The organism is Pseudoflavonifractor gallinarum, assembly GCF_014982855.1.
GTDB classification, from domain to species: domain Bacteria; phylum Bacillota; class Clostridia; order Oscillospirales; family Oscillospiraceae; genus Pseudoflavonifractor_A; species Pseudoflavonifractor_A gallinarum.
The window spans coordinates 287581-307313 of record NZ_JADCKF010000001.1; the positions used below are offsets into that span (position 1 = coordinate 287581).

Consider the following 19733-nt stretch of genomic DNA (forward strand, 5'->3'; position numbering starts at 1 on the left):
ACCGGAATGTGAGCGGTCGATCCGGTGCTGCCGCAGCCGCCGAACATGGCACGGCCGCAGGAGCTCCCTCCCTGCGGGACGCCGGACCATGTGCCGGAGCGGGCGATCCGGACCGGGCGGCGCTAGTTTTTCGAGGGAGAGGTCATAAACCAACTTGTTTTAAGAGGTGCTTACCGTGCAGAATACCAAACTGAGAAACGTAGCCATTATCGCGCACGTCGACCATGGCAAGACCACCCTGGTGGACGAGATGCTCAAGCAGGGCGGCATTTACCGTGAAAACCAGGCCACGGTGGACCGTGTCATGGACTCCGGCGACCTGGAGCGCGAGCGCGGCATTACCATCCTGGCCAAGAACACCGCCGTGCACTATAAAGATGTCAAGATCAACATCGTGGATACCCCGGGCCATGCCGACTTCGGCGGCGAGGTGGAGCGTATCCTGAAGATGGTCAACGGCGTTATCCTGCTGGTGGACGCCGCCGAGGGCCCCATGCCTCAGACCCGCTTCGTGCTCTCCAAGGCCCTGGAGCTTGGTCACAAGGTCATCGTGGTGGTCAACAAGATCGACCGCCCCGACCAGCGCATCCATGAGGTCATGGACGAGGTGCTGGAGCTGCTGCTGGACCTGAACGCCACCGACGAGCAGTTTGAGTCCCCCACCCTGTTCTGCTCCGGACGTCAGGGCACCGCCTCCTACTCCCCCGATGTGCCCGGCACGGACCTCACTCCCCTCTTTGAGACCATCGTGGACTATATCCCCGCGCCCCAGGCCGATGTGGATGCTCCCTTCCAGATGCTGGTCTCCTCCATCGACTACAACGAGTTCGTGGGCCGCATCGCCATCGGCCGCATCGAGCGGGGCACCATTAAGCAGAACCAGGAGATCGCGGTGTGCAACTTCCACACCCCCGACGAGCCTGCCAAGAAGGCTAAGGCGGTCTCTCTCTACGAGTTTGACGGTCTGGGCAAGGTGCCGGTGACCGAGTCCTCCGCCGGCAATATCATTGCCATGAGCGGCATCGGCGACATCACCATCGGCGACACCATCTGTGCCCCCGACGCGGTGGAGCCCATGGAGTTCGTGCAGATCTCCGCCCCCACCATCGAGATGACCTTCTCGGTCAACGACTCCCCCTTCGCCGGCCGTGAGGGCAAGTTCGTCACCTCCCGTCAGCTGCGGGAGCGCCTCTTCCGGGAGACCCTGAAGGACGTCTCCCTCCGGGTCACCGAGACCGAGAACACCGACTCCTTCAACGTGGCCGGCCGCGGCGAGATGTCCCTGTCCATCCTGATCGAGACCATGCGCCGTGAGGGCTATGAGTTCCAGGTCTCTCCCCCCCGCGTGCTCTACCAGGAGATCGACGGCAAGAAGTGCGAGCCCATTGAGCGCCTGGTGGTGGATGTGCCTGCTGACTCCGTGGGCGCCGTTATGGAGAAGATCGGCTCCCGTAAGGGTGAGATCCTGGAGATGAACCCGGTGGGCGAGCGGATGAAGCTGGAGTTCCTGGTTCCCGCCCGTGGCCTGTTTGGCTACCGCAACGAGTTCCTGACCGACACCAAGGGCGAGGGCATCATGGCCTCGGTCTTTGAGTGCTACGCCCCCTACAAGGGCGACATCGCCCGCCGTGCCACTGGCTCCCTGGTGGCCTTCGAGACCGGCGAGGCGGTGACCTACGGCCTCTTCAACGCCCAGGAGCGCGGCTCCCTCTTCATCGGGCCCGGTACCCCGGTCTACGCCGGCATGGTGGTGGGCGAGACGCCCAAGCAGGAGGATATCTCGGTCAACATCTGCAAGAAGAAGCAGCTGACCAACATGCGCGCCTCCGGCTCGGATGAAGCCCTGCGTCTGACCACGCCCCGCCAGATGTCTCTGGAGCAGTGCCTGGAGTTCCTCAGCGACGACGAGCTGCTGGAGGTCACGCCTGAGAACCTGCGCCTGCGCAAGCGCATCCTCAGCCACGCTGACCGTATGAAGGCCCTGAAGGGGAATAAGTAAGTCTGTATGCTGTGACAGGGGGCAGCCCGGAAGGGCTGCCCCCTGTTTTTATGTCCGGCGCAACTTGCGCAGGAAGGTATCCCAGGATTCCACATGCAGTTTGGGAAGCTGGATCTCATTCTGATAGCGCAGGGCGCCCTCCTTCTCGTCGTCCACGGTCCGTCCGCCGATGATGATATAGTAGATACTCAGCTCCTTGCAGGGATCCACCCGAAGATGTCCATATGGCCCCAAAAGGGCGTTGTGCGGACGTGCGCCACCCTCCACCTGGCTGCGCAGTGCATGCATCCGGTCGTGAAAGTCCCGGTGGTGCTGGATGATATGGTACTGGCGCTCCTGGAGCTGTGTGCGGGCAATGTCGATCTGGTGGTTAAATTTCCGATAGCCGCTTTGGGTGGCCAGGGGAAAATCCGCCCCCTTTATTTCAATCAGCGTGACCTTCATCCAGGAGCAGCCGGAAAAGACGGCAAAATCCACCCGCCCACCGTCCCCGATGGGCAGCTCGGAGAAGGCGATATACTCGTCTTCCGGATGGGCGTAGACTTCCGACAACAGAGAGAGATCCCGCTTGATCAGACGGGCAAGCTCCTGCTCCCCTGCGCCCATCTGTACAAGGTGCTCCAGCTCGGCCTTTGTCACCCGGTTTTCCCACAGCTCCAGACGCCGCCGGGTAATCTCAGGCGGCTCCGGACAGCCCAGACGGCGGTCCGGGTCGATCTGGGCCTGGGCCCGCAGTACCTCAGTATAGAGGCGCTTGTCCTGTTTCAGACGGGTGGAAAACTCCCTTTTTACACATCCCAGAGTTTGGAGCAGCTCTGCCGCAGGCGCTTTCCGCCAATGGTCTATCTCCCAGGGACAGTCGGGATCAATCTCCCAAAAGGCATCGGAGGAGAACCAGTGCGCCGGCTCATGGAGGAATACCCGGCTTCCGGGCAGGAGGTGACCGACCTCTTTGAGTCGCTCCACCAGGGATTGGGTTGCGTTCTGTATAGAGGTAGAGGTGTTTTCCCGCTCCAAATCGGTGAGCACCACACAGCATTCCTGCTGCGTATTCAGGAAGAGACGTACCCGGCAAATGCCGTCCTTGAAGTGTCCGGTGGGATACCGGAAGATAAAATCACTCAATTTCATGGTTTCTTATTTTCTCCGGCCAATAATGTGCGGCGTATTTTTGCAGCTGACGTATGCAGGTTTGATATTTCTCCTGATCAAATACCAGACAGCGGCGGATCTCCGGCTCCTGGTAGCCCTCCGACAGAAAACTGGCCAGCCGGCGGCAGTCAGGCGGAAGGCCCCGGAGAAACTCCCGCCAGAGCAGGCCATCCTCCGGACTTTTGCAGAGCGGGCTCCGGAGGCACTCATATCCTGAGAGCCACCCTCCCCCGTCCGGGGCAAAAAGAGCGTCCAGTGACCGGCAGGTTACCGGCCGCTGCCGGGTTTCGGCCCGTCGTAATTCAACCAGGGCATCCTTGACCAGACAGAGACTGCGCGCCCAGGGGAGGCGTTTTTTCCTCCAGTAGGGATTTGTCTGGCGGAAGGTCAGATAGGCGGCCCACCCCTCCTGGATGCAGTCCTCCGGATCCAGGCCCTTGGTCCCATACAATTGACAGGTCATCCGAATAAATTCGGCCACGCCTGGATCATAATACCTTTCCTTCATCCTGGCTCCCCGCCGGACCGGACCGACGCTTTGTGCGGCTGCCCTGCTTTTTGGCTACCTCAGCCGGGTGAGGTGGGGGGTCTCCGGCAACACAGTTCCCCACCCAGGCCAGATTTTCCTCATCCCACTCCATATGGTAAGAGACAGGGAAGGAGAAACCCATGGCCTCCAGACTGCAATAGAGCTCGTCTACCTTTGTATGGCATGCTTTTTGGGGAAATGCGACCGGGTGAGACTGCTTTGCCGCCAAATAAAGGGATTTTCCATCCGATGACAAAAAAACCGTGGCCTTTCGATCGGGGAATTTTTCGAGAATGGTTCGCGTGAGGGAAAGCCGTCCGAAGGGAGTTACTTTTGCGAGCTCTCCCATAGTATTGGGGCGGATTTGTATAAGACTGTCCCAATGAATCTGTGCCATGGAGCTCCTCCTTCTTTTTGTAAGACTTGGAATACGTTCATTCCAAGTCCCTATTATATGCTTTCAGATATTCTTTTTCTACAAATTATGGAACAATTATACCCGATTCGACCAATCGGACATCCAGGCTGCGGAAGAGGCGGCTGTGCGGAAGAAGCCGTTCAATCGGGAAAAAGAGAAAGGGTGCTTTTACAAATGGATCTTCAGATTCGTACCGTTACACCTGCCGACCTGGATGCGGTCTGTCAGGTGGAAAACGCCGGTTTTCCGCCGGCAGAGGCGGCCACCCGCGCGGCCTTCCAGTACCGGATCGCCGCCTTCCCGGAGTGGTTTTTGGTGGCCGAGGAACAGGGACGCGTGGTGGGACTGCTCAATGGTCCGGCCACCCGGGAACGCTTTATCTGCGATGCCATCTACGAGCCGGGCGGAGCGGACGGCGAGGGGGAGACCATGGCCATTCTGGGCCTGGCCGTCCTGCCGGAGTACCGCCGGAACGGGGTGGCCGCCCAACTGATGAAAGCCTATCTCGCCAAAGCCCGGCAGGCCGGAAAGCGCCGTGTGGTGCTCACCTGCAAGGAAAAATTGATCCACTACTATGAGCGATTCGGCTTTTCCAACTGCGGTGTGTCCCAGTCGGTCCACGGCGGCGCTGTATGGTATGATATGGAGTGTATCCTGGCCTGAACCGGCCCGGAGAGCACGAAAATGGAGCGTCCATCCCGGACGCTCCATTTTTTATACCCTGGATTCTAGTGAAAAATTTCCCTTGACATTTGGCCGTCCACTGTCTAAAATACGCTTAAATCATTTTAATTAAATTTTTTTAACTAAAATGCAAAAAACGACAACAGGCGACCCTGTCGCAGAAGGAGTTTCTTTATGTTTGAAAAAGTGCGTGATATCATCGTTGCCAACCTGAGCTGTGATCCCGAGAGCGTGACCATGGAGGCCAGCCTGACCGAGGACCTGGAGCTGGATTCCCTGGACGCGGTGGATCTGAACGCCGCTCTGGAGGAGGAGCTGGGTGTGGCCATGCCCGACGAGGTCCTCAAGGACGTGCAGACCGTGGGCGACATTGTCCGCTACCTGGAAGAGCACGCCTAAGCCATGGATTTCAAAGAGATTTGCGCGCTGATGGAGCGTTTTGAGGCCAGCTCCATTCAGCATTTCGAGCTGGAGCAGAAGGATTTCCGCCTGGCGCTGGATAAAGCCCTGCCTGCGGTGCCCGCGGTCATTCCCGCCCCTGTGCCGGGTGCGGTGATTCCGGCGGCTCCGGCCCCCGCTGCTCCTGCCCCGGCCGCCCCGGCTCCGGCCCCGGAAGCCGAGGGGAGCTTTATCAAGGCTCCTCTGGTGGGTACCTTCTATGCCGCCTCCTCCCCCGACGCCGCTCCCTTTGCCCCTGTGGGCACGGCGGTCAAGAAGGGGCAGACCGTGTGCATCCTGGAGGCCATGAAGATGATGAGCGAGGTCCCCGCCCCCGCCGACGGCATCATCGCCGAGGTGCTGGTGTCGGACGGAGAGCTGGTGGGCTTTGACCAGCCCCTCTTCCGCCTCAAGTAAGGAGAGAACCATGTTCAAGCGCGTTTTGATCGCCAACCGTGGCGAGATTGCGGTGCGGGTCATCCGCGCCTGTCAGGAGCTGGGCGTGGAGACCGTGGCGGTGTACTCCACCGCCGACGCCGATTCCCTCCACGTCCAGCTGGCCACCCGCGCGGTCTGCGTGGGACCGGCCCGGGCGGCGGAGAGCTATCTCAACCTCCCCGCCCTTCTCACCGCCGCCACCGAGAGCGGCTGCGACGCCGTGCATCCCGGATACGGCTTTCTGTCGGAGAACGCCGAGTTTGCCGACCTGTGCGCCAAGTGCGGCCTGACCTTCATCGGGCCCAGCGGCGACATCATCCGGCAGATGGGCAACAAGTCGGCGGCCCGGGCCCTCATGCAGGCCCACCAGGTCCCTGTGGTGCCCGGATCGGACGGTCCCGTGCCCGATGCCCAGACTGCCCTGGACCTGGCCGGGACCATCGGCTATCCGGTCCTCCTCAAGGCCAGCGCCGGCGGCGGCGGCCGGGGAATGCGCCGGGTGGACGCTCCGGAGGACCTGGAGCGGCTCTTCCACGAGGCCAAAAGTGAGGCCGAGGCCTGCTTTGGCAACGGCGAGCTCTATCTGGAAAAGCTCATTCTCAACCCCCGCCACATTGAATTTCAGATCCTGGCCGATACCCAGGGGCATGTCATCCACCTGGGGGAGCGAGACTGCTCCATCCAGCGCAAGAACCAGAAGCTGGTGGAGGAATCTCCCTCCAAGGCCCTGACCCCGGAGCTCCGGGAGGCCATGGGCGCGGCCGCCGTGGCCGCGGCGAAAGCCGCCGGCTATGTGAATGCCGGCACCATCGAGTTCGTGCTGGATCAGGAGGGACACTTCTATTTCATCGAGATGAATACCCGCATCCAGGTGGAGCATCCGGTCACCGAGCTGGTCTCCGGCCTGGATCTGGTGAAGGAGCAGCTGCGCATCGCCGCGGGGCTCCCCCTCTCGGTGGAGCAGGACGAGGTGGTCCTCCGGGGCCACGCCATCGAGTGCCGCATCAACGCCGAGGATTTCCGCCACGGCTTCCGTCCCTGTCCGGGCCGGACCGGCTTCCTCCATCTGCCCGGAGGCCCCGGCGTGCGGGTGGACACCCTGCTCTATAACGGCTATGAGGTCAGTCCCTTCTATGACTCCCTGGTGGCCAAGCTCATTGTCCACGCCCCCACCCGGCTGGAGACCATCCGCCGGATGCGCCGGGCGCTGGCCGAGCTGGTCATCGAGGGCTATCCCACCACCGCCGACTTTGCCCACCTGCTGCTCCACCACCCCGATTTTGTCCGGGGCCAGTACGACACGGGATTTCTGGCCGGACACATGGACGAGATCCTCTCGTGGGACTGCGGCGGGGCATCCAACTAAGGTATAAGGAGGCGAGCAAGCCTTGAATCACCTCTTTCGTGCCCGCCGGGAGCGGCTCATGCAGCTCCAGCAGCAGCGGGGACTGCGGGAAAAGGCCGCAGTCAAGCGCCCGGAGGCCGCGGTCTTTGAGAAATGTCCCGCCTGCGGGGCGGCCATCTCCAAGCGGGACCTGGTCCGGGCCCTGTATGTGTGCCCCCAGTGCGGCCATCACCACAAAATCGGTGCCTATCTGCGCCTGTCCATGCTCCTGGACCCCCACACCTTCCAGGAGCTGGACGAGCGCTTTTCCATGCCCAATGTGCTGAACTTCCCCGGCTATGATGAGAAGCTGGCCCAGCTCCGGCGTACCACCGGCCTCACGGAGGGAGTGGTCACGGCCAAGGGCAAGGTCAACGGCCGCCCCATCATCGCCGCCGTACTGGATAGCCAGTTCCTCATGGGAAGCATGGGGGTGGCCGTAGGCGAGAAGATCACCCGGGCAGTGGAACTGGCCCGGAAGCAGCGCCTTCCGCTGGTCATCTTCTCGGCCAGCGGCGGCGCCCGGATGCAGGAGGGGATCCTCTCCCTCATGCAGATGGCCAAGACCAGCGCTGCGCTGGAGAAGTTCTCCCAGTCCGGCGGACTCTACATCTCGGTCTTTACCCACCCCACCACCGGCGGGGTGACAGCCTCCTTTGCCTCGCTGGGAGACTATACCCTGGCCGAGCCGGGGGCCCTCATCGGCTTTGCCGGGCCCCGGGTCATTGAGCAGACCATCGGCCAGAAGCTCCCCGAGGGCTTCCAGCGGGCCGAATATCTGGAGGAGCACGGCTTTGTGGATCAGATCGTCCCCCGGGCCCAGATGCGGGAGACCATCTCCCTCCTCCTCACACTCCACGAGAAGGGAGGCAAGCTCCGTGATTAAAGAAGTGGAAGCCAAGATGGCGGTCATGGACCAGGAGCTCGCCGCTCTGGGAGATGCGGCGGACGCCGCCTCCCAGATCCGCCGTTCCCAGCTTCTCCGGGACAAGGAGGAGCTTCTCCAGGCCTGCCGGGACTGTACCCCCGAGGACCGGGTCTACCTGGCCCGCCACACCGGGCGTCCGGGGACCGCGGATTTCATCCAGGCCCTCTTTACCGACTTTTTTGAGTGCAAGGGGGACCGGCTGTGCCGGGAGGACCCCAGCATTCTGGGCGGCGTGGCCCTCTACCACGGCCTTCCGGTCACCGTTCTGGGCCACCGGAAGGGAAAAAATCTGGAGGAAAACATGGCCTGCAACTTCGGCATGCCCTCCCCGGAGGGCTACCGCAAGGCCCAGCGGCTCATGAAGCAGGCGGAAAAGTTCGGCCGTCCCATCATCACCTTTGTGGACACCCCCGGCGCCTACCCCGGCCTGGAAGCCGAGGCCCACGGCCAGGGAGAGGCCATCGCCTCCAGCCTGGCCCTGATGTCCGCCCTGGAGGTGCCGGTGATCACTGTGGTCATCGGCGAGGGCGGGAGCGGCGGCGCCCTGGCGCTGGCCGTGGCCAACCGGGTGCTCATGCTGGAGAACGCGGTCTACTCCGTGCTCTCCCCCGAGGGTTTTGCCTCCATCCTCTGGAAGGACTCCAGCCGTGCGGGCGAGGCCGCCGGGATCATGAAGCTCACCGCCGCCGACCTCCATGGGCTGGGCGTGGCCGACGAGGTCATCCCCGAGCCCCTGGGCGGCGCTCATCTGGAGCCGGAGAGCGTGTACCGCGCGGTGGACCGGGCCATCCACACCCATCTGGCCCAGCTGCTCAAGCTGCGCTCTCCTGCTGCCCACCGCTATCAGAAATTCCGTGAAATGGGCCTCAACGCCCGAAAGGAGGCCCTATGAGAGGACTGCGTTTTGTATCCATCGCCCGGTATGTGCCGGAGAAGGTCGTGACCAATGACGATCTCAGCCGCATCGTGGATACCAACGACGAGTGGATCCGCACCCGCACCGGCATCGGCGAGCGGCATTTTTCCGAGGGGGAGACCGCGGTAGACCTCTGCGTCGGAGCGGCCCGTCTGGCCCTGGAGCGCGCCGGCATTGCGCCGGAGGAGCTGGCCGGATGCATCGTGGCCACCTGCACCCCCGACCACGCCTCTCCCTCCAACGCCTGCCTGGTGCAGGCCGCGCTGGGACTGCCCGAGAACATCCCCTGTTATGACATCAGCGCCGGGTGTACCGGCTTCCTCTACGGTCTGGAGACCGTCCGGGGCATGCTGGCCCTGGAGGAGAAGAAAAAGTACGCCCTTCTCATTGGCTGTGACCAGCTCAGCCGGGTCATCGACATGACCGACCGGAGCACCTGCGTTCTCTTCGGAGACGGCGCGGGCGCGGCGGTGCTGACGCTGGAGGACCGGCTCTGGCACGCCGACCTGGGCAGCCGGGGCAACGCCGAGGTGCTCTGGCTCAACGGTCCCGGCCCCGAGACCACCTATATCCACATGGACGGCCCCGGCGTCTACCGCTTCGCGGTGGATGCCCTGCCCTCCTGTGCCCGTACACTGCTGGACAAGAGCGGCCTGACCCTGGACGACATCGACTGGATCGTCCCCCACCAGGCCAACCGCCGCATCATTGAGACGGCGGCCAAGCGTCTTCACGCCCCGCTGGAGAAGTTTTATCAGAATATGGAGCGCTACGGCAATACCTCCGCCGCCTCCGTTCCCATCGCGCTGGACGAGATGGTGGAACAGGGACTGCTCAAGCGGGGACAGAAGGTGCTGGCCGTGGCCTTTGGCGCGGGCCTCACCTGGGGCGGCGCCCTGTTCGAGTGGTAAGGGCTGTCTCTCCCACTCCGAAAGGAAGGTTTACATGAAACTCAACGAGATCCTGGGGACCGAGTTCCCCTTTATCCAGGGCGGCATGGCCAACATCGCAACCGGCGGATTTGCCGCTGCCGTTTCCAACGCGGGCGCCCTGGGCCTCATCGGCGCGGGCGGCATGAGCCCGGAGTCCTTCCGGGAGAACATCCATCTGTGCCGCACCCTGACCGATAAGCCCTTCGGCGTAAACATCATGCTCATGCATCCCCAGGCCGACGAACTGGCCCGGATCGCCGCCGAGGAGAAGGTGGCGGTCATCACCACCGGCGCGGGCAGCCCCGGTCCCTATGTCTCCATGTGGAAGGAGTCGGGGGCCAAGGTCTTCCCCGTAGTCTCCGCGGTCTCTCTGGCCAAGATGATGGCCAAGGCCGGGGTGGACGGCGTCATTGCCGAGGGCACCGAGAGCGGCGGCCATGTGGGTGAGACCACCACCATGGCCCTGGTCCCCCAGGTGTGCGACGCGGTGGACATCCCCGTGATCGCCGCCGGCGGCATTGCCGACGGCCGTCAGCTGCTGGCCGCCTATGCCCTGGGCGCCTGCGGCGCACAGCTGGGCACCTGTCTGCTGGTGAGCGAGGAGTGCCCCATCCACGAGAACTACAAGCAGGCGGTCATTGCCGCCAAGGATCGCTCCACCGTGGTCACCGGCCGCTCGGTGGGCGCCCCGGTCCGGGTCATCAAGAACCAGATGACCAAGGACTACCTGGCCCGGGAGAAGGCTGGCGCCGACAAGATGGAGCTGGAGCACTTTACCCTGGGAAGCCTGCGCCGGGCCGTCTTTGACGGCGACACCCGCACCGGCAGCCTCATGGCCGGACAGGTGGCCGGTATGGTCCACAGCATCCGCCCCCTGCGCGCCATCTTTGAGGAGCTCCAGGCCCAGTCTGAGGCCTGCCTGCGGGCGCTGAACCAGTCCAGATAACCGGGACGGCACCCGTCCCAGATCAATGAACGAGGAGCGCACTATGAAACTCGCCTTTTTATACGCCGGCCAGGGCGCCCAGCATGTGGGCATGGGCCGGGATTTCTACGAGCAGTTCCCCCTGTTCCGGGACGTGTTTGACGCCGCACCCGTGGACTTTGACCTGAAAAAGCTCTGCTTTGAGGGCCCGGAGGAGCAGCTCTCCGATACCCGATACACCCAGCCCTGCATGGTGGCCTTTGCCGCCGGCGTGACGGGGCTGCTCTACCAGGCGGGCATCCACCCCGCCATGGCCGCCGGGCTGAGCCTGGGGGAGTACTCTGCCCTCACTGCCGCCGGCGTGTTCGACCCCAAGACCGCCATTGAGCTGGTGGCCTTCCGGGGCAAGGCCATGGCCGAGGCTGTCACCGGCCGTCCCTGCGGCATGGCCGCGGTGCTTCATCTGGAGCGGGAAAAGCTCCAGGCCGCCTGTGACGCCGCCTCCGCGCTGGGGGTGGCCGAGATCGCCAACTACAACTGCCCCGGGCAGCTGGTCATCGCCGGGGACGCCGCGGCAGTGGAGAAAGCCGGGGAGCTGGCCAAGGAGGCGGGCGCCCGCCGGGTGGTCCCCCTGAAGGTGAGCGGTCCCTTCCACACCTCCCTCATGGCCCCCGCCGGGGATGCCCTGCGGGAGAAATTCCAGACCGTATCCTTCCACGCCATGTCCTTCCCCGTCCTCTTCAACTGCAAGGGAGATGTGCTGGGCGAGGGGGACACCATCCCGGGTCTGCTGGAGCGCCAGGTCCAGAGCAGCGTTTATCTGGAGGACACCATCCGCCGCATGGCCGAGCACGGGGTGGACACCTTCGTGGAGATCGGTCCGGGCAAGACTCTCTCGGGCTTTGTCCGCAAGACGGTCAAGGATGTGACCACCTATTCCATTGACACCGTGGAGGACCTGAACGGGGTCCTTGCCGCGCTGAAAGGAGCATAACGATGAATCTCACCGGAAAGAACGCCCTGGTCACCGGCGGCAGCCGTGGCATCGGCCGGGCCGTGTGCCTGGAGCTGGCCCGTCAGGGGGCCAATGTGGCAGTCAACTATGCCGGAAACGCCCAGGCCGCCGAGGAAGTGGCCGCCGCCTGCCGCGCGCTGGGGGTGGAGTCCTTTGCTGTCCAGGCCGACGTGGCCGATGCCGCGGCAGTGGACGCCATGGTGAAGCAGGTCATCGAGACCTTTGGTTCCCTCCACATCCTGGTCAACAACGCGGGCATCACGAAAGACAAGCTGGCCCTCCAGATGAAGGAGGAGGAGTTTGACGCCGTGGTAGACACCAACCTGAAGGGCGCCTTCCTCTGCATGAAGGCGGCCTACCGGCCCATGATGAAGCAACGCTACGGGCGCATCATCAACCTCTCCAGCGTGGTGGGCCTGCGGGGCAATCCCGGCCAGGCCAACTATGCCGCCAGCAAGGCCGGACTCATCGGCATGAGCAAGTCCATCGCCAAGGAGCTGGCCAGCCGCAACGTCACCGTAAATCTGGTGGCTCCCGGCTTTATCGACACCGATATGACTGCCGTGCTGCCCGAGGCCGCGCGGGAGGCTCTCCTGAAATCCATCCCCATGGGCCGCCTGGGACAGAGCGAGGACGTGGCCCGGGCCGTGGCTTTCTTTGCCGCCGAGGAGGCGGGATATATCACCGGCCAGGTCCTCTGTGTAGACGGCGGCATGGCGGTATAAGCTCTCCGAAAGGAAGGAACAGTATGGAAAAACGACGCGTTGTCATCACCGGCATGGGCGCCATCACACCCATCGGCAAGACAGCCGAGGAGTCCTGGGTCGCGGCCAAGGCCGGTGTGTGCGGAATCGATACCATCCAGCAGTACGACACCTCCAAGATGAAGGTCAAGGTGGCCGGAGAGGTCAAGGATTTTCAGGCGGAGGACTATCTGGAGCGCCGGGAGGCCCGGCGTATGGACCGGTTCACCCAGTTTGCCATGGTGGCCGCCGCCCAGGCGATGGAACAGAGCGGCCTTGACCTGGAGCAGGAGGACGCCGCCCGCTGCGGCGTGGCAGTCTCCAGCGGTATCGGCGGCATGACCACCATCCAGAACGAGTGCCTCAAGGGGGCGGAGAAGGGCTTTGACCGGGTCTCCCCCTTCTTTATCCCCATGATCATCCCCAACATCGCCGCGGGACAGATCGCCATCAAGTACGGCCTTCAGGGCATGTGCACCTGCCCTGTGGCAGCCTGCGCCGGCGGCAGCAACGCGGTGGGCGACGCCTTCCGCCACATTCGGGACGGCTATGCCGAGGTCATGGTCTGCGGCGGCGCCGAGTCCACCATCGCGGAAATCGGCATGGGCGGCTTCACCAGCCTCCACGCCGTCACCACCGTATCCGATCCGGCCCGTGCCTCCATCCCCTTTGACGCCGAGCGCTCCGGCTTCGTCATGGGCGAGGGCGCCGGCATCCTGGTGCTGGAGGAGTACGAGCATGCCAAGGCCCGCGGCGCCAAGATCCTGGGCGAGATCGTGGGCTACGGTGTCAACTGTGATGCCCATCACATCACCGCTCCCTGCCCCGACGGCGCGGGTGCGGCCGCCTGCATGAAGCTGGCCCTTCAGGACGCGGGCATCGCCCCGGAGGAAGTGGACTACATCAACGCCCACGGCACCTCCACCCCCCTCAACGACTCCGGCGAGACCCAGGCTGTCAAGTCCGCCTTCGGCGAGCACGCCTACAAGCTGATGATGAGCTCCACCAAGTCCATGACCGGCCATTTGCTGGGCGCCAGCGGCGCGGTGGCCGCCATCTTCTCGGTGCTGGCCCTGCGGGATCAGTTTGCGCCCCCCACCATCCACTATCAGGTCCCCGATCCCGCCTGTGATCTGGACATCGTGCCCAATGAGGGCCGCAGCGCCACCATCCGGCACGCCATGGTCAACGCCTTTGGCTTCGGCGGACACAACGCCAGCCTCATCTTCAAGCGTCTGGAGGAGTAAGACATGGAACTGGACATCAAGGAGATCATGGAGATCCTGCCCCACCGTCCCCCCTTCCTGCTGGTGGACCGGATCGTGGAGTGCGAGCCCGGCAAGTCGGCCAAGGGCATCAAGTGCGTGAGCATGAACGAGCCCTTCTTCCCCGGCCACTTCCCTGGTCAGCCCATCATGCCCGGGGTGCTCATCCTGGAGGCCCTGGCCCAGACCGGCGCGGTGGCCGCGCTGAGCCTGCCCGAGAACCGGGGCAAGCTGGCCGTGTTCGGCGGGGTCAAGAACTGCCGCTTTAAAAAGCCGGTCACGCCCGGAGATGTGCTGGAGCTCTCCTGTGAGCTGGTGGAGCAGCGGGGCCCCATCGGCTACGGAAAGGCCGTGGCCCGGGTGGGCGGAAAGATCGCCGCCCAGGCTGAGCTGACCTTTGTGATCCAGTGACATCCGGTTGCCTCCGCGGCGGAAGTTTGGTAGAATAGAGACAATTATGGGAACGAGTGCGGAGGAAGGGTTTATGCTGGATCAGACATTCAACAGCGTGTATACCAAATTCAAGCTCCATTTTTATAAGGCGGTGTTTTCCCGTTTTCAGGACCGGGAGGCCAGTCTCACCACAGTGGAGACCTTCTGCATGGAGATCATCATGGCGCTGGGCCGGCCGACCATCAATGAGTTTGCCCGGTTTGTCAACATCTCGCCGCCCAATGCGGCCTATAAGGTCAACAGCCTGATTCAAAAGGGGTATGTCCGCAAGGAGCAGTCGCCGGAGGACAAGCGGGAGTATCACCTCACCGTGACCCAGAAGTACATCGACTACTACAACATCAGCTATGGCTATCTGACCACGGTGATGGAGCGCATCAAGCACCGCTTCCCCGCCGAGGATGCCAAGCGGCTGGAGGAAATGCTCCGCATTATCTCCTCCGAGCTGATGCCTGAGATCTCTCTCCCCGCCGAGTCCCCTGTCCCCTGACCGAATCCTTACGCCCGGCCGCCGGAATCCCCGGCGGCCGGGCGTTTTTCACGCACCGCCCTCTCCCTCCCGGCATATGGTGAGTTGGAATGAATTTACCGAAACGGAGGGTCTTTTCTATGGGTGCAACGCCACGGATTCAATTCTATCTGGGAGCCAATTCCCCACAGGGGTTTTATTCCATCTATGACCAGCTGCTCGCCCCCGGGCCAGTGGAGGACTATTTTCTCCTCAAGGGCGGGCCGGGCTGTGGAAAATCCACCCTGATGCGGCGGGTGGGAAAGGCCATGGAGGAGCACGGCCTGGGCGTGGAGTATATCCAGTGCTCCGGCGATCCCGATTCTCTGGACGCCGTACATATCCCGGCACTCCACGCCGCGGTGGTGGACGCCACCGCGCCCCATGTCATCGAGCCCACCTGTCCCGGCGCAGTGGAGCGGTACGTGAACCTGGGTGAGTGCTATGATACTCCCGCCCTCAAAGCCATCCGGGAGGAGCTGACCGGGTGCATGGAGGGCTATCCGGAGTGCTACCGCCGGGCCTACCGCTGCCTGGCCGCCGCCGCCCAGATCGAGGCCGATCGCCGCGCCCTGCTCCTCACTCCAGCGGTGGAGGCCCGGATGGTCAAGCGGGCCAGGGGCATCCTCTCCCGGGAGTGCAAGCGGACCGGCAAGGAGCCCGGCCAGGCCAAATATCGCTTCCTGGACGCCATCTCTTGCAAGGGCGTGCAGTGCAACTTTGAAACAGCCGAGGGGCTGTGCCGCCGAATCTATGAGCTGTGCGACAGCTGGGGGCTTGCCCATCCCCTTCTGGCCTACCTGGCGGCGGGCGCCCGGGCGGCGGGGTACGACGTGATCCTCTGCCCCGACCCCATGGACCCGGAGCGGCTGCGCCATGTGCTCATCCCCGCGCTGTCGCTGGGGTTTGTGTCCAGCACGCCCACCCTGCCCTACCCGGGCAAGCGGCCCTACCGCCGCCTGCGCATCGACGCCATGGCCGACCAGGAGCAGCTGCGGCGGAACAAGGGACGGCTGCGCTTCTCCCGCAAGATGTCGGCCGCCCTGGTGGACGAGGCGGTGGAGGCCATGGCCCAGGCCAAAGCCATGCACGACGCGCTGGAGGCCCTCTATAACCCCCATGTGGACTTTGACCGGGTCCACGCCCAGGCGGACGCCATCGCCGCGGAACTGCTGGAGCGGGCCTGAACGAAAAAAGACCGTACGGAGATGCTGCTCCGTACGGTCTTTTGTGTCAGGACTGGATGCGGCCGGCATACCAGCCGGTGACGCCGTCTTTCTTGGCCAGATAACCCCGGGAGGTGGTGCGCACGATGGAGAGTACATCCCCCGGCTCCACCGGGAGGCGGTAGTCGGTGGAATCCTCACACCGGGTCACGCCCCCCTTTTCATAGAGATACTCGGTGAGGATGTCCAGTACCCGGCCGCTGGCCAGGTGGCGGCAGCGGGAGAACTCCTCCCCCCACTCCAGCACCTCCACTGGGTTTTCGTGCCAGCGGATGTTGATGGAGCCGGTGGAGGCCTCCTGACGGTCCAGAGCCACGGCGGTGGGAAAACCGTCATAGCTCTGCCAGGAGAAGTCCTCCGACTCCCCATCCGGGATGATGAGGGCGTTGAGCTGTCCGTCCCATTTGAGCTGACAGCCGCCGTCGATGCTGATGATGTGCCGCTCCGGCAGGATGATGGGGGCCGCCGAGGGGATACTGGGGTCATAGAGGGTGACTGGCCAGTGGCCCACCACCACCCAGCGGTGGAAGGACAGGCCCAGGCTCAGGAAATTGTCATTTTTCATACACCGCCAGGCGGTAAGCTGTTCCAGCCGGTCCTCCCGGTACACCCCGCCGTGGACAAAGAGGAAACGGTCACTCAGCAGGATGGTGGGCAGGGAGCGAAGAAAGGCCAGTTCCGGGGCAAAGCGCTCCTGGATGACGGCGCGCAGATTGGGAAAGTCCGCCGGGCTCTCCAGCGGCACCCCTACCTCCCGGGCCATCTGGGTGAGGACACACTTCTCTCCCCAGCCAAAGACATAGCTGTTGTAAAACTCCGGCGGGATGTCAGGGGTCTGGTCCACAAAGTGGAAGGTCAGATTGTCGCAGTTGCCGCAGAGCATATGGACCTCATAGTGCTCACGCAGGGACATGACATAGCGCAGAGTGGCCAGACTGTCCACGCCCTTCTCCAGCACGTCCCCCAGGAGGATGAGGATGTCGTCCGCACAGAAGCCCACCTGCCGGAGCAGGGCCTTGAAAAAGGTGAGGTTGCCGTGTATATCGCTGATGACCAGTACCCGGCGCCCCGCCGGTAGCTGGATATGTTCTACCTTAGCCAGTTCCATGGTGTTTCCTCGTCTGATCGTTGAAATGAAAGCGTTTTATCTATTCTAGCACAGTTTTTTCCCGGTGCAAAGCGGGGGTCCTGGGTAGAAAAATGAAAAAAATAGAAAATGCTGTCTCAAAAAGGCAGGCTCATCCGTTATAATAGCAGGGAAAATATCTGCGTTCTACACTGAGAAGTTTAAAACGCGGAGTGAGGAGAGGATAACATGCTGTCCCTTTGTCTGTCGCTGCTGGAGAGCGATGGGGACCGGGCGCTTTTCCGGGAGTTCCACGGCCGGTATGAGCGCAGACTTTACGCCGTGGCCCTGGGTCTGCTGAGGGACCCGCGGCGGGCGGAGGACGCCGTGCAGGAGGCTATGGTCCATATCGCCGGACACTTCGACCAGTTCAAAAAAATTTTTGAGGAAGATTGTCTCAAAATCGGTCCCTGGGCCGTTATCATAGTGAAACACGCCGCGCTGGATCTGCTGCGGCAGGAGGAACGGCTTGCTGCCCTGCCGGAACACTGGGAGGCCCAGGCCGCCGAGACCGCGGAGAGCGAGGACGGTTACCGCCGTCTGGTGGAGCTCATCCGTTCCATGCCGGACCGGGACCGAGAGGTGCTGGAGCTGCGCTTCGTGCGGGAGTGGGAGATCCGGGACATTGCCCGCCGCCTGTCCATCAGCGAGACCACCGCCCGCAAGCGGGTGGACCGGGCCCGCGCCCGGTTGGTGGCGGTACTGCGGAGGGAGGGATATGAGCATGGGAAGTGAGTGGGATGAGCGGCTGCGGGCTGCCCTTCTGGAGGCGGCCCGGCTGGACGGGGAGGCGGATTTTGCCGCCCTGTCCGGGGAGCCGGACTTTTCCCAGGACTACCTGCGGGAGCGCGAACGACTCCTGCGCGATCCGTTCCGCTATGCCAGGCGGCGCTCCAGGTTTGGGTATAAGGCCGTTCTGTGGTATGCGGCCTGCGCGCTGGTGACCCTGTGTCTGTCTGCCGCGCTGGTCCTGGCCACGAATCCGGCGGCCCGGGCCTGGGTGGTGCGGATGTGGAGCACCTGGCGCCCGGAATATACGGAGTATCAATTTCAGGGGGACGGAACAGAACCTGCCCCGCTGGGCGTCTGGCGGCCTACCTATGTGCCGGAGGGGTATGAGGAATGGGGGAAAGATGAAACAGGTTCTCTGCGTTCTATTGATTATGTTAATGATAAAGACTATTTTCTCTCTTTAACCTATATGCCGTTATCTAATGAAGGAAATATCCTGTTGGATAATGAACACAATGTATTCCATCGAGTTACCATTCATGGATTGCCCGCCGATCTATATACAGGAATTGAAGAAGATGACCCAAGCACAGTTATTTGGGCCGATGAGGAGGCGGGGATGGTTTTTTCCCTCAGAGGGGTTTTAAGTGAAGAGGAGCTGCTCTATATGGCGGAGAGCATTGCGCCTACGTCCTGAGCTTTGTTCCGGTCTCCCGATACGGGGGCCGGAACCTTTTTTAAAAATTTTTTGTAAAAACGAAAAAAGGGTGTCTCAAATCATGGGGCTGGTACGTTAATAGGGCAGAGAAGTATACAGGGGGCTGGTGGTCAGATCAAAAGTTGGTATCCTGAAAAGCTGGATACCTCTATAAAAGTGGGCATTTTTTTGATAAATATATAAAATTTTAAATAAAATTCAATAAAAAGTTGACAAATAGAAAAAGAAGATTATAATGAGCAATAGGGAGAATATCCTAAATTTTCAAGAAAGAGGCGATTCCAATGAAGATAATAAAACGCGTGTGCGCTCTGGCCCTGGCGCTGATGATGTTGTGTTCAGCGGGGGCGCTGGCGGCGGAAGAACGATGGGACAGCCGGGCAGAGGTATCTCCTTCCCTGACACGCAGCGGAAGTACACTGACCTGTGAGCTCCATGTCGTTGCAATGAGTCCATCGGATAAAATTTCCGCCAACATCTCTTTGGCGAAGCAGCGTGCTAACGGCGGCTGGGAGGTACTGGACTACTGGACCGGAGAAGAGGCCACTGGGAAACTCTATTTTGAGGAGACCTATACAAGCACCGAAGTGACCGGCGGCACCTACCGGCTGAGCTATACCGTCACCGTCACCAGTTCCAAGGGGAGCGACGTGATTGAAGGGGAGAAAGAATCAAGCCTATAAACATCAGAATGGAATGGAGAAGGAGTATTTATTATGAAAAAGGCAAAAAAGTATCTGGGCATTCTTTGTGGGGCTGCCATTATGTGTTCCATCTTAGTACCTTCATGTGCCGTTGCTCAACCCACAAAGGAAACGCCGCGAGAAACGGAAGATAAGATAGGAACTGAAGAGATTCAGCCGAGATGGGAAGAGTGTACAGAATGTACAGATGGGAAAGTATATAAGACAAAGACAGTGTATACGGGTTGGATTCGTGTCCGTACAAACCCTTGCATACACGGCGGTGAGGAGCACGGAGATTTGGATCATAGAGAAGAAAGAAAAAGAATTGAGACCTATCAGTGCGTTAATTGTAAACAGGGTTATGATAAAACCTACACAGAAGCCCGTGTATGGTGCGAATTTTTCAATGACTATGTCAATGCCATAGATTAAAGTGGAGAAACGGGAGAAAGACAAATGAAACAAGCCGCCTGGCACTGCTGGGCGGCGGCTCCCTTTTAAAAGGAGATTTTAACGAT

Annotated in this window: 23 protein-coding genes; 19 read left to right on the forward strand and 4 right to left on the reverse strand. The window is 61.9% G+C overall.

What is annotated here, in order from left to right; translation table 11 throughout:
- Positions 1 to 175 precede the first annotated feature (175 nt).
- Positions 176 to 1999: a translational GTPase TypA gene (typA, locus tag INF37_RS01360; RefSeq protein ID WP_101692319.1), complete on the forward strand. Its 1824-nt coding sequence runs from the start codon at positions 176 to 178 to the stop codon at positions 1997 to 1999.
- A gap of 48 nt (positions 2000 to 2047) precedes the next feature.
- Here the strand turns inward: typA and INF37_RS01365 are convergent, their stop codons facing one another.
- Genes INF37_RS01365 through INF37_RS01375 form a run of 3 tightly spaced genes read right to left on the reverse strand, consistent with a single transcriptional unit; the run spans position 2048 to position 4077 of the window.
- Positions 2048 to 3130 carry a Shedu anti-phage system protein SduA domain-containing protein gene (locus tag INF37_RS01365; RefSeq protein WP_193535915.1) on the reverse strand — a complete coding sequence of 361 codons (1083 nt, stop codon included), beginning with the start codon at positions 3128 to 3130 and terminating at the stop codon, positions 2048 to 2050.
- Positions 3117 to 3659 carry a hypothetical protein gene (locus tag INF37_RS01370; protein WP_193535917.1) on the reverse strand — a complete coding sequence of 181 codons (543 nt, stop codon included), beginning with the start codon at positions 3657 to 3659 and terminating at the stop codon, positions 3117 to 3119. The genes INF37_RS01365 and INF37_RS01370 overlap by 14 nt, the downstream gene beginning before the upstream one ends.
- Entirely contained in the window at positions 3640 to 4077 is a 438-nt protein-coding gene (locus INF37_RS01375; RefSeq protein ID WP_193535920.1) for a hypothetical protein, read from the reverse strand. Before INF37_RS01375 ends, INF37_RS01370 begins: the two co-directional genes overlap by 20 nt.
- A gap of 195 nt (positions 4078 to 4272) precedes the next feature.
- Here INF37_RS01375 and INF37_RS01380 point away from each other — a divergent pair, with 195 nt between their 5' ends.
- The 14 genes from INF37_RS01380 to INF37_RS01445 all read left to right on the forward strand — a co-directional run bounded on the left by INF37_RS01380 (position 4273) and on the right by INF37_RS01445 (position 15914).
- Positions 4273 to 4761 (forward strand): GNAT family N-acetyltransferase, encoded by a 489-nt coding sequence (locus INF37_RS01380; protein ID WP_193535922.1) that lies wholly within the window; start codon positions 4273 to 4275, stop codon positions 4759 to 4761.
- A gap of 195 nt (positions 4762 to 4956) precedes the next feature.
- Positions 4957 to 5181, forward strand: a complete 225-nt coding sequence (gene acpP, locus INF37_RS01385) for an acyl carrier protein (protein WP_101692317.1) — start codon at positions 4957 to 4959, stop codon at positions 5179 to 5181.
- Between the two features lie 3 nt (positions 5182 to 5184).
- A complete protein-coding gene (accB, locus tag INF37_RS01390) occupies positions 5185 to 5637 on the forward strand; it encodes an acetyl-CoA carboxylase biotin carboxyl carrier protein (protein ID WP_186963100.1) in 453 nt (150 codons plus the stop codon).
- 10 nt (positions 5638 to 5647) lie between these two features.
- Complete coding sequence (accC, locus tag INF37_RS01395) at positions 5648 to 7024, forward strand: acetyl-CoA carboxylase biotin carboxylase subunit (RefSeq protein ID WP_193535924.1); 1377 nt, start codon at positions 5648 to 5650, stop codon at positions 7022 to 7024.
- Positions 7025 to 7046: 22 nt separating this feature from the next.
- Positions 7047 to 7928 carry an acetyl-CoA carboxylase, carboxyltransferase subunit beta gene (gene accD, locus INF37_RS01400; RefSeq protein ID WP_235964118.1) on the forward strand — a complete coding sequence of 294 codons (882 nt, stop codon included), beginning with the start codon at positions 7047 to 7049 and terminating at the stop codon, positions 7926 to 7928.
- A complete protein-coding gene (locus INF37_RS01405; protein WP_101692314.1) occupies positions 7921 to 8862 on the forward strand; it encodes an acetyl-CoA carboxylase carboxyltransferase subunit alpha in 942 nt (313 codons plus the stop codon). Before accD ends, INF37_RS01405 begins: the two co-directional genes overlap by 8 nt.
- Positions 8859 to 9797, forward strand: coding sequence for a beta-ketoacyl-ACP synthase III (locus tag INF37_RS01410; RefSeq protein ID WP_101692313.1), 939 nt, complete (start codon positions 8859 to 8861; stop codon positions 9795 to 9797). The genes INF37_RS01405 and INF37_RS01410 overlap by 4 nt, the downstream gene beginning before the upstream one ends.
- Before the next feature lie 34 nt (positions 9798 to 9831).
- Complete coding sequence (locus tag INF37_RS01415; RefSeq protein ID WP_101692312.1) at positions 9832 to 10764, forward strand: nitronate monooxygenase; 933 nt, start codon at positions 9832 to 9834, stop codon at positions 10762 to 10764.
- A 43-nt stretch (positions 10765 to 10807) separates the two neighbouring features.
- Entirely contained in the window at positions 10808 to 11737 is a 930-nt protein-coding gene (fabD, locus tag INF37_RS01420; protein ID WP_101692311.1) for an ACP S-malonyltransferase, read from the forward strand.
- Between the two features lie 2 nt (positions 11738 to 11739).
- Positions 11740 to 12483, forward strand: coding sequence for a 3-oxoacyl-[acyl-carrier-protein] reductase (fabG, locus tag INF37_RS01425; RefSeq protein WP_101692310.1), 744 nt, complete (start codon positions 11740 to 11742; stop codon positions 12481 to 12483).
- 23 nt (positions 12484 to 12506) lie between these two features.
- Positions 12507 to 13748 carry a beta-ketoacyl-ACP synthase II gene (gene fabF / locus INF37_RS01430; RefSeq protein WP_193535927.1) on the forward strand — a complete coding sequence of 414 codons (1242 nt, stop codon included), beginning with the start codon at positions 12507 to 12509 and terminating at the stop codon, positions 13746 to 13748.
- A 3-nt stretch (positions 13749 to 13751) separates the two neighbouring features.
- Positions 13752 to 14177, forward strand: a complete 426-nt coding sequence (fabZ, locus tag INF37_RS01435) for a 3-hydroxyacyl-ACP dehydratase FabZ (protein ID WP_101692308.1) — start codon at positions 13752 to 13754, stop codon at positions 14175 to 14177.
- A gap of 73 nt (positions 14178 to 14250) precedes the next feature.
- Positions 14251 to 14709, forward strand: coding sequence for a MarR family winged helix-turn-helix transcriptional regulator (locus INF37_RS01440; protein ID WP_101692307.1), 459 nt, complete (start codon positions 14251 to 14253; stop codon positions 14707 to 14709).
- Positions 14710 to 14828: 119 nt separating this feature from the next.
- Positions 14829 to 15914, forward strand: coding sequence for a hypothetical protein (locus INF37_RS01445; RefSeq protein ID WP_235964120.1), 1086 nt, complete (start codon positions 14829 to 14831; stop codon positions 15912 to 15914).
- 46 nt (positions 15915 to 15960) lie between these two features.
- On the opposite strand, the gene INF37_RS01450 is transcribed toward INF37_RS01445, so the two are convergent.
- Positions 15961 to 17061, reverse strand: a complete 1101-nt coding sequence (locus INF37_RS01450; protein WP_193535929.1) for a metallophosphoesterase — start codon at positions 17059 to 17061, stop codon at positions 15961 to 15963.
- A gap of 207 nt (positions 17062 to 17268) precedes the next feature.
- Between INF37_RS01450 and INF37_RS01455 the strand changes: the two genes are divergently transcribed.
- The 4 genes from INF37_RS01455 (at position 17269) to INF37_RS01470 (ending at position 19647) form a co-directional block, all read left to right on the forward strand.
- Positions 17269 to 17814 carry an RNA polymerase sigma factor gene (locus INF37_RS01455; protein ID WP_193535931.1) on the forward strand — a complete coding sequence of 182 codons (546 nt, stop codon included), beginning with the start codon at positions 17269 to 17271 and terminating at the stop codon, positions 17812 to 17814.
- The gene (locus INF37_RS01460; RefSeq protein WP_193535933.1) at positions 17798 to 18508 is read left to right on the forward strand and encodes a DUF4367 domain-containing protein; all 711 of its coding nucleotides are present in this window, start codon (positions 17798 to 17800) and stop codon (positions 18506 to 18508) included. The genes INF37_RS01455 and INF37_RS01460 overlap by 17 nt, the downstream gene beginning before the upstream one ends.
- A gap of 305 nt (positions 18509 to 18813) precedes the next feature.
- Complete coding sequence (locus INF37_RS01465) at positions 18814 to 19212, forward strand: hypothetical protein (protein ID WP_193535935.1); 399 nt, start codon at positions 18814 to 18816, stop codon at positions 19210 to 19212.
- Positions 19213 to 19245: 33 nt separating this feature from the next.
- On the forward strand, positions 19246 to 19647 hold the full coding sequence (locus INF37_RS01470; RefSeq protein WP_186963092.1) for a hypothetical protein: 402 nt from the start codon (positions 19246 to 19248) through the stop codon (positions 19645 to 19647).
- Positions 19648 to 19733: the final 86 nt, after the last annotated feature.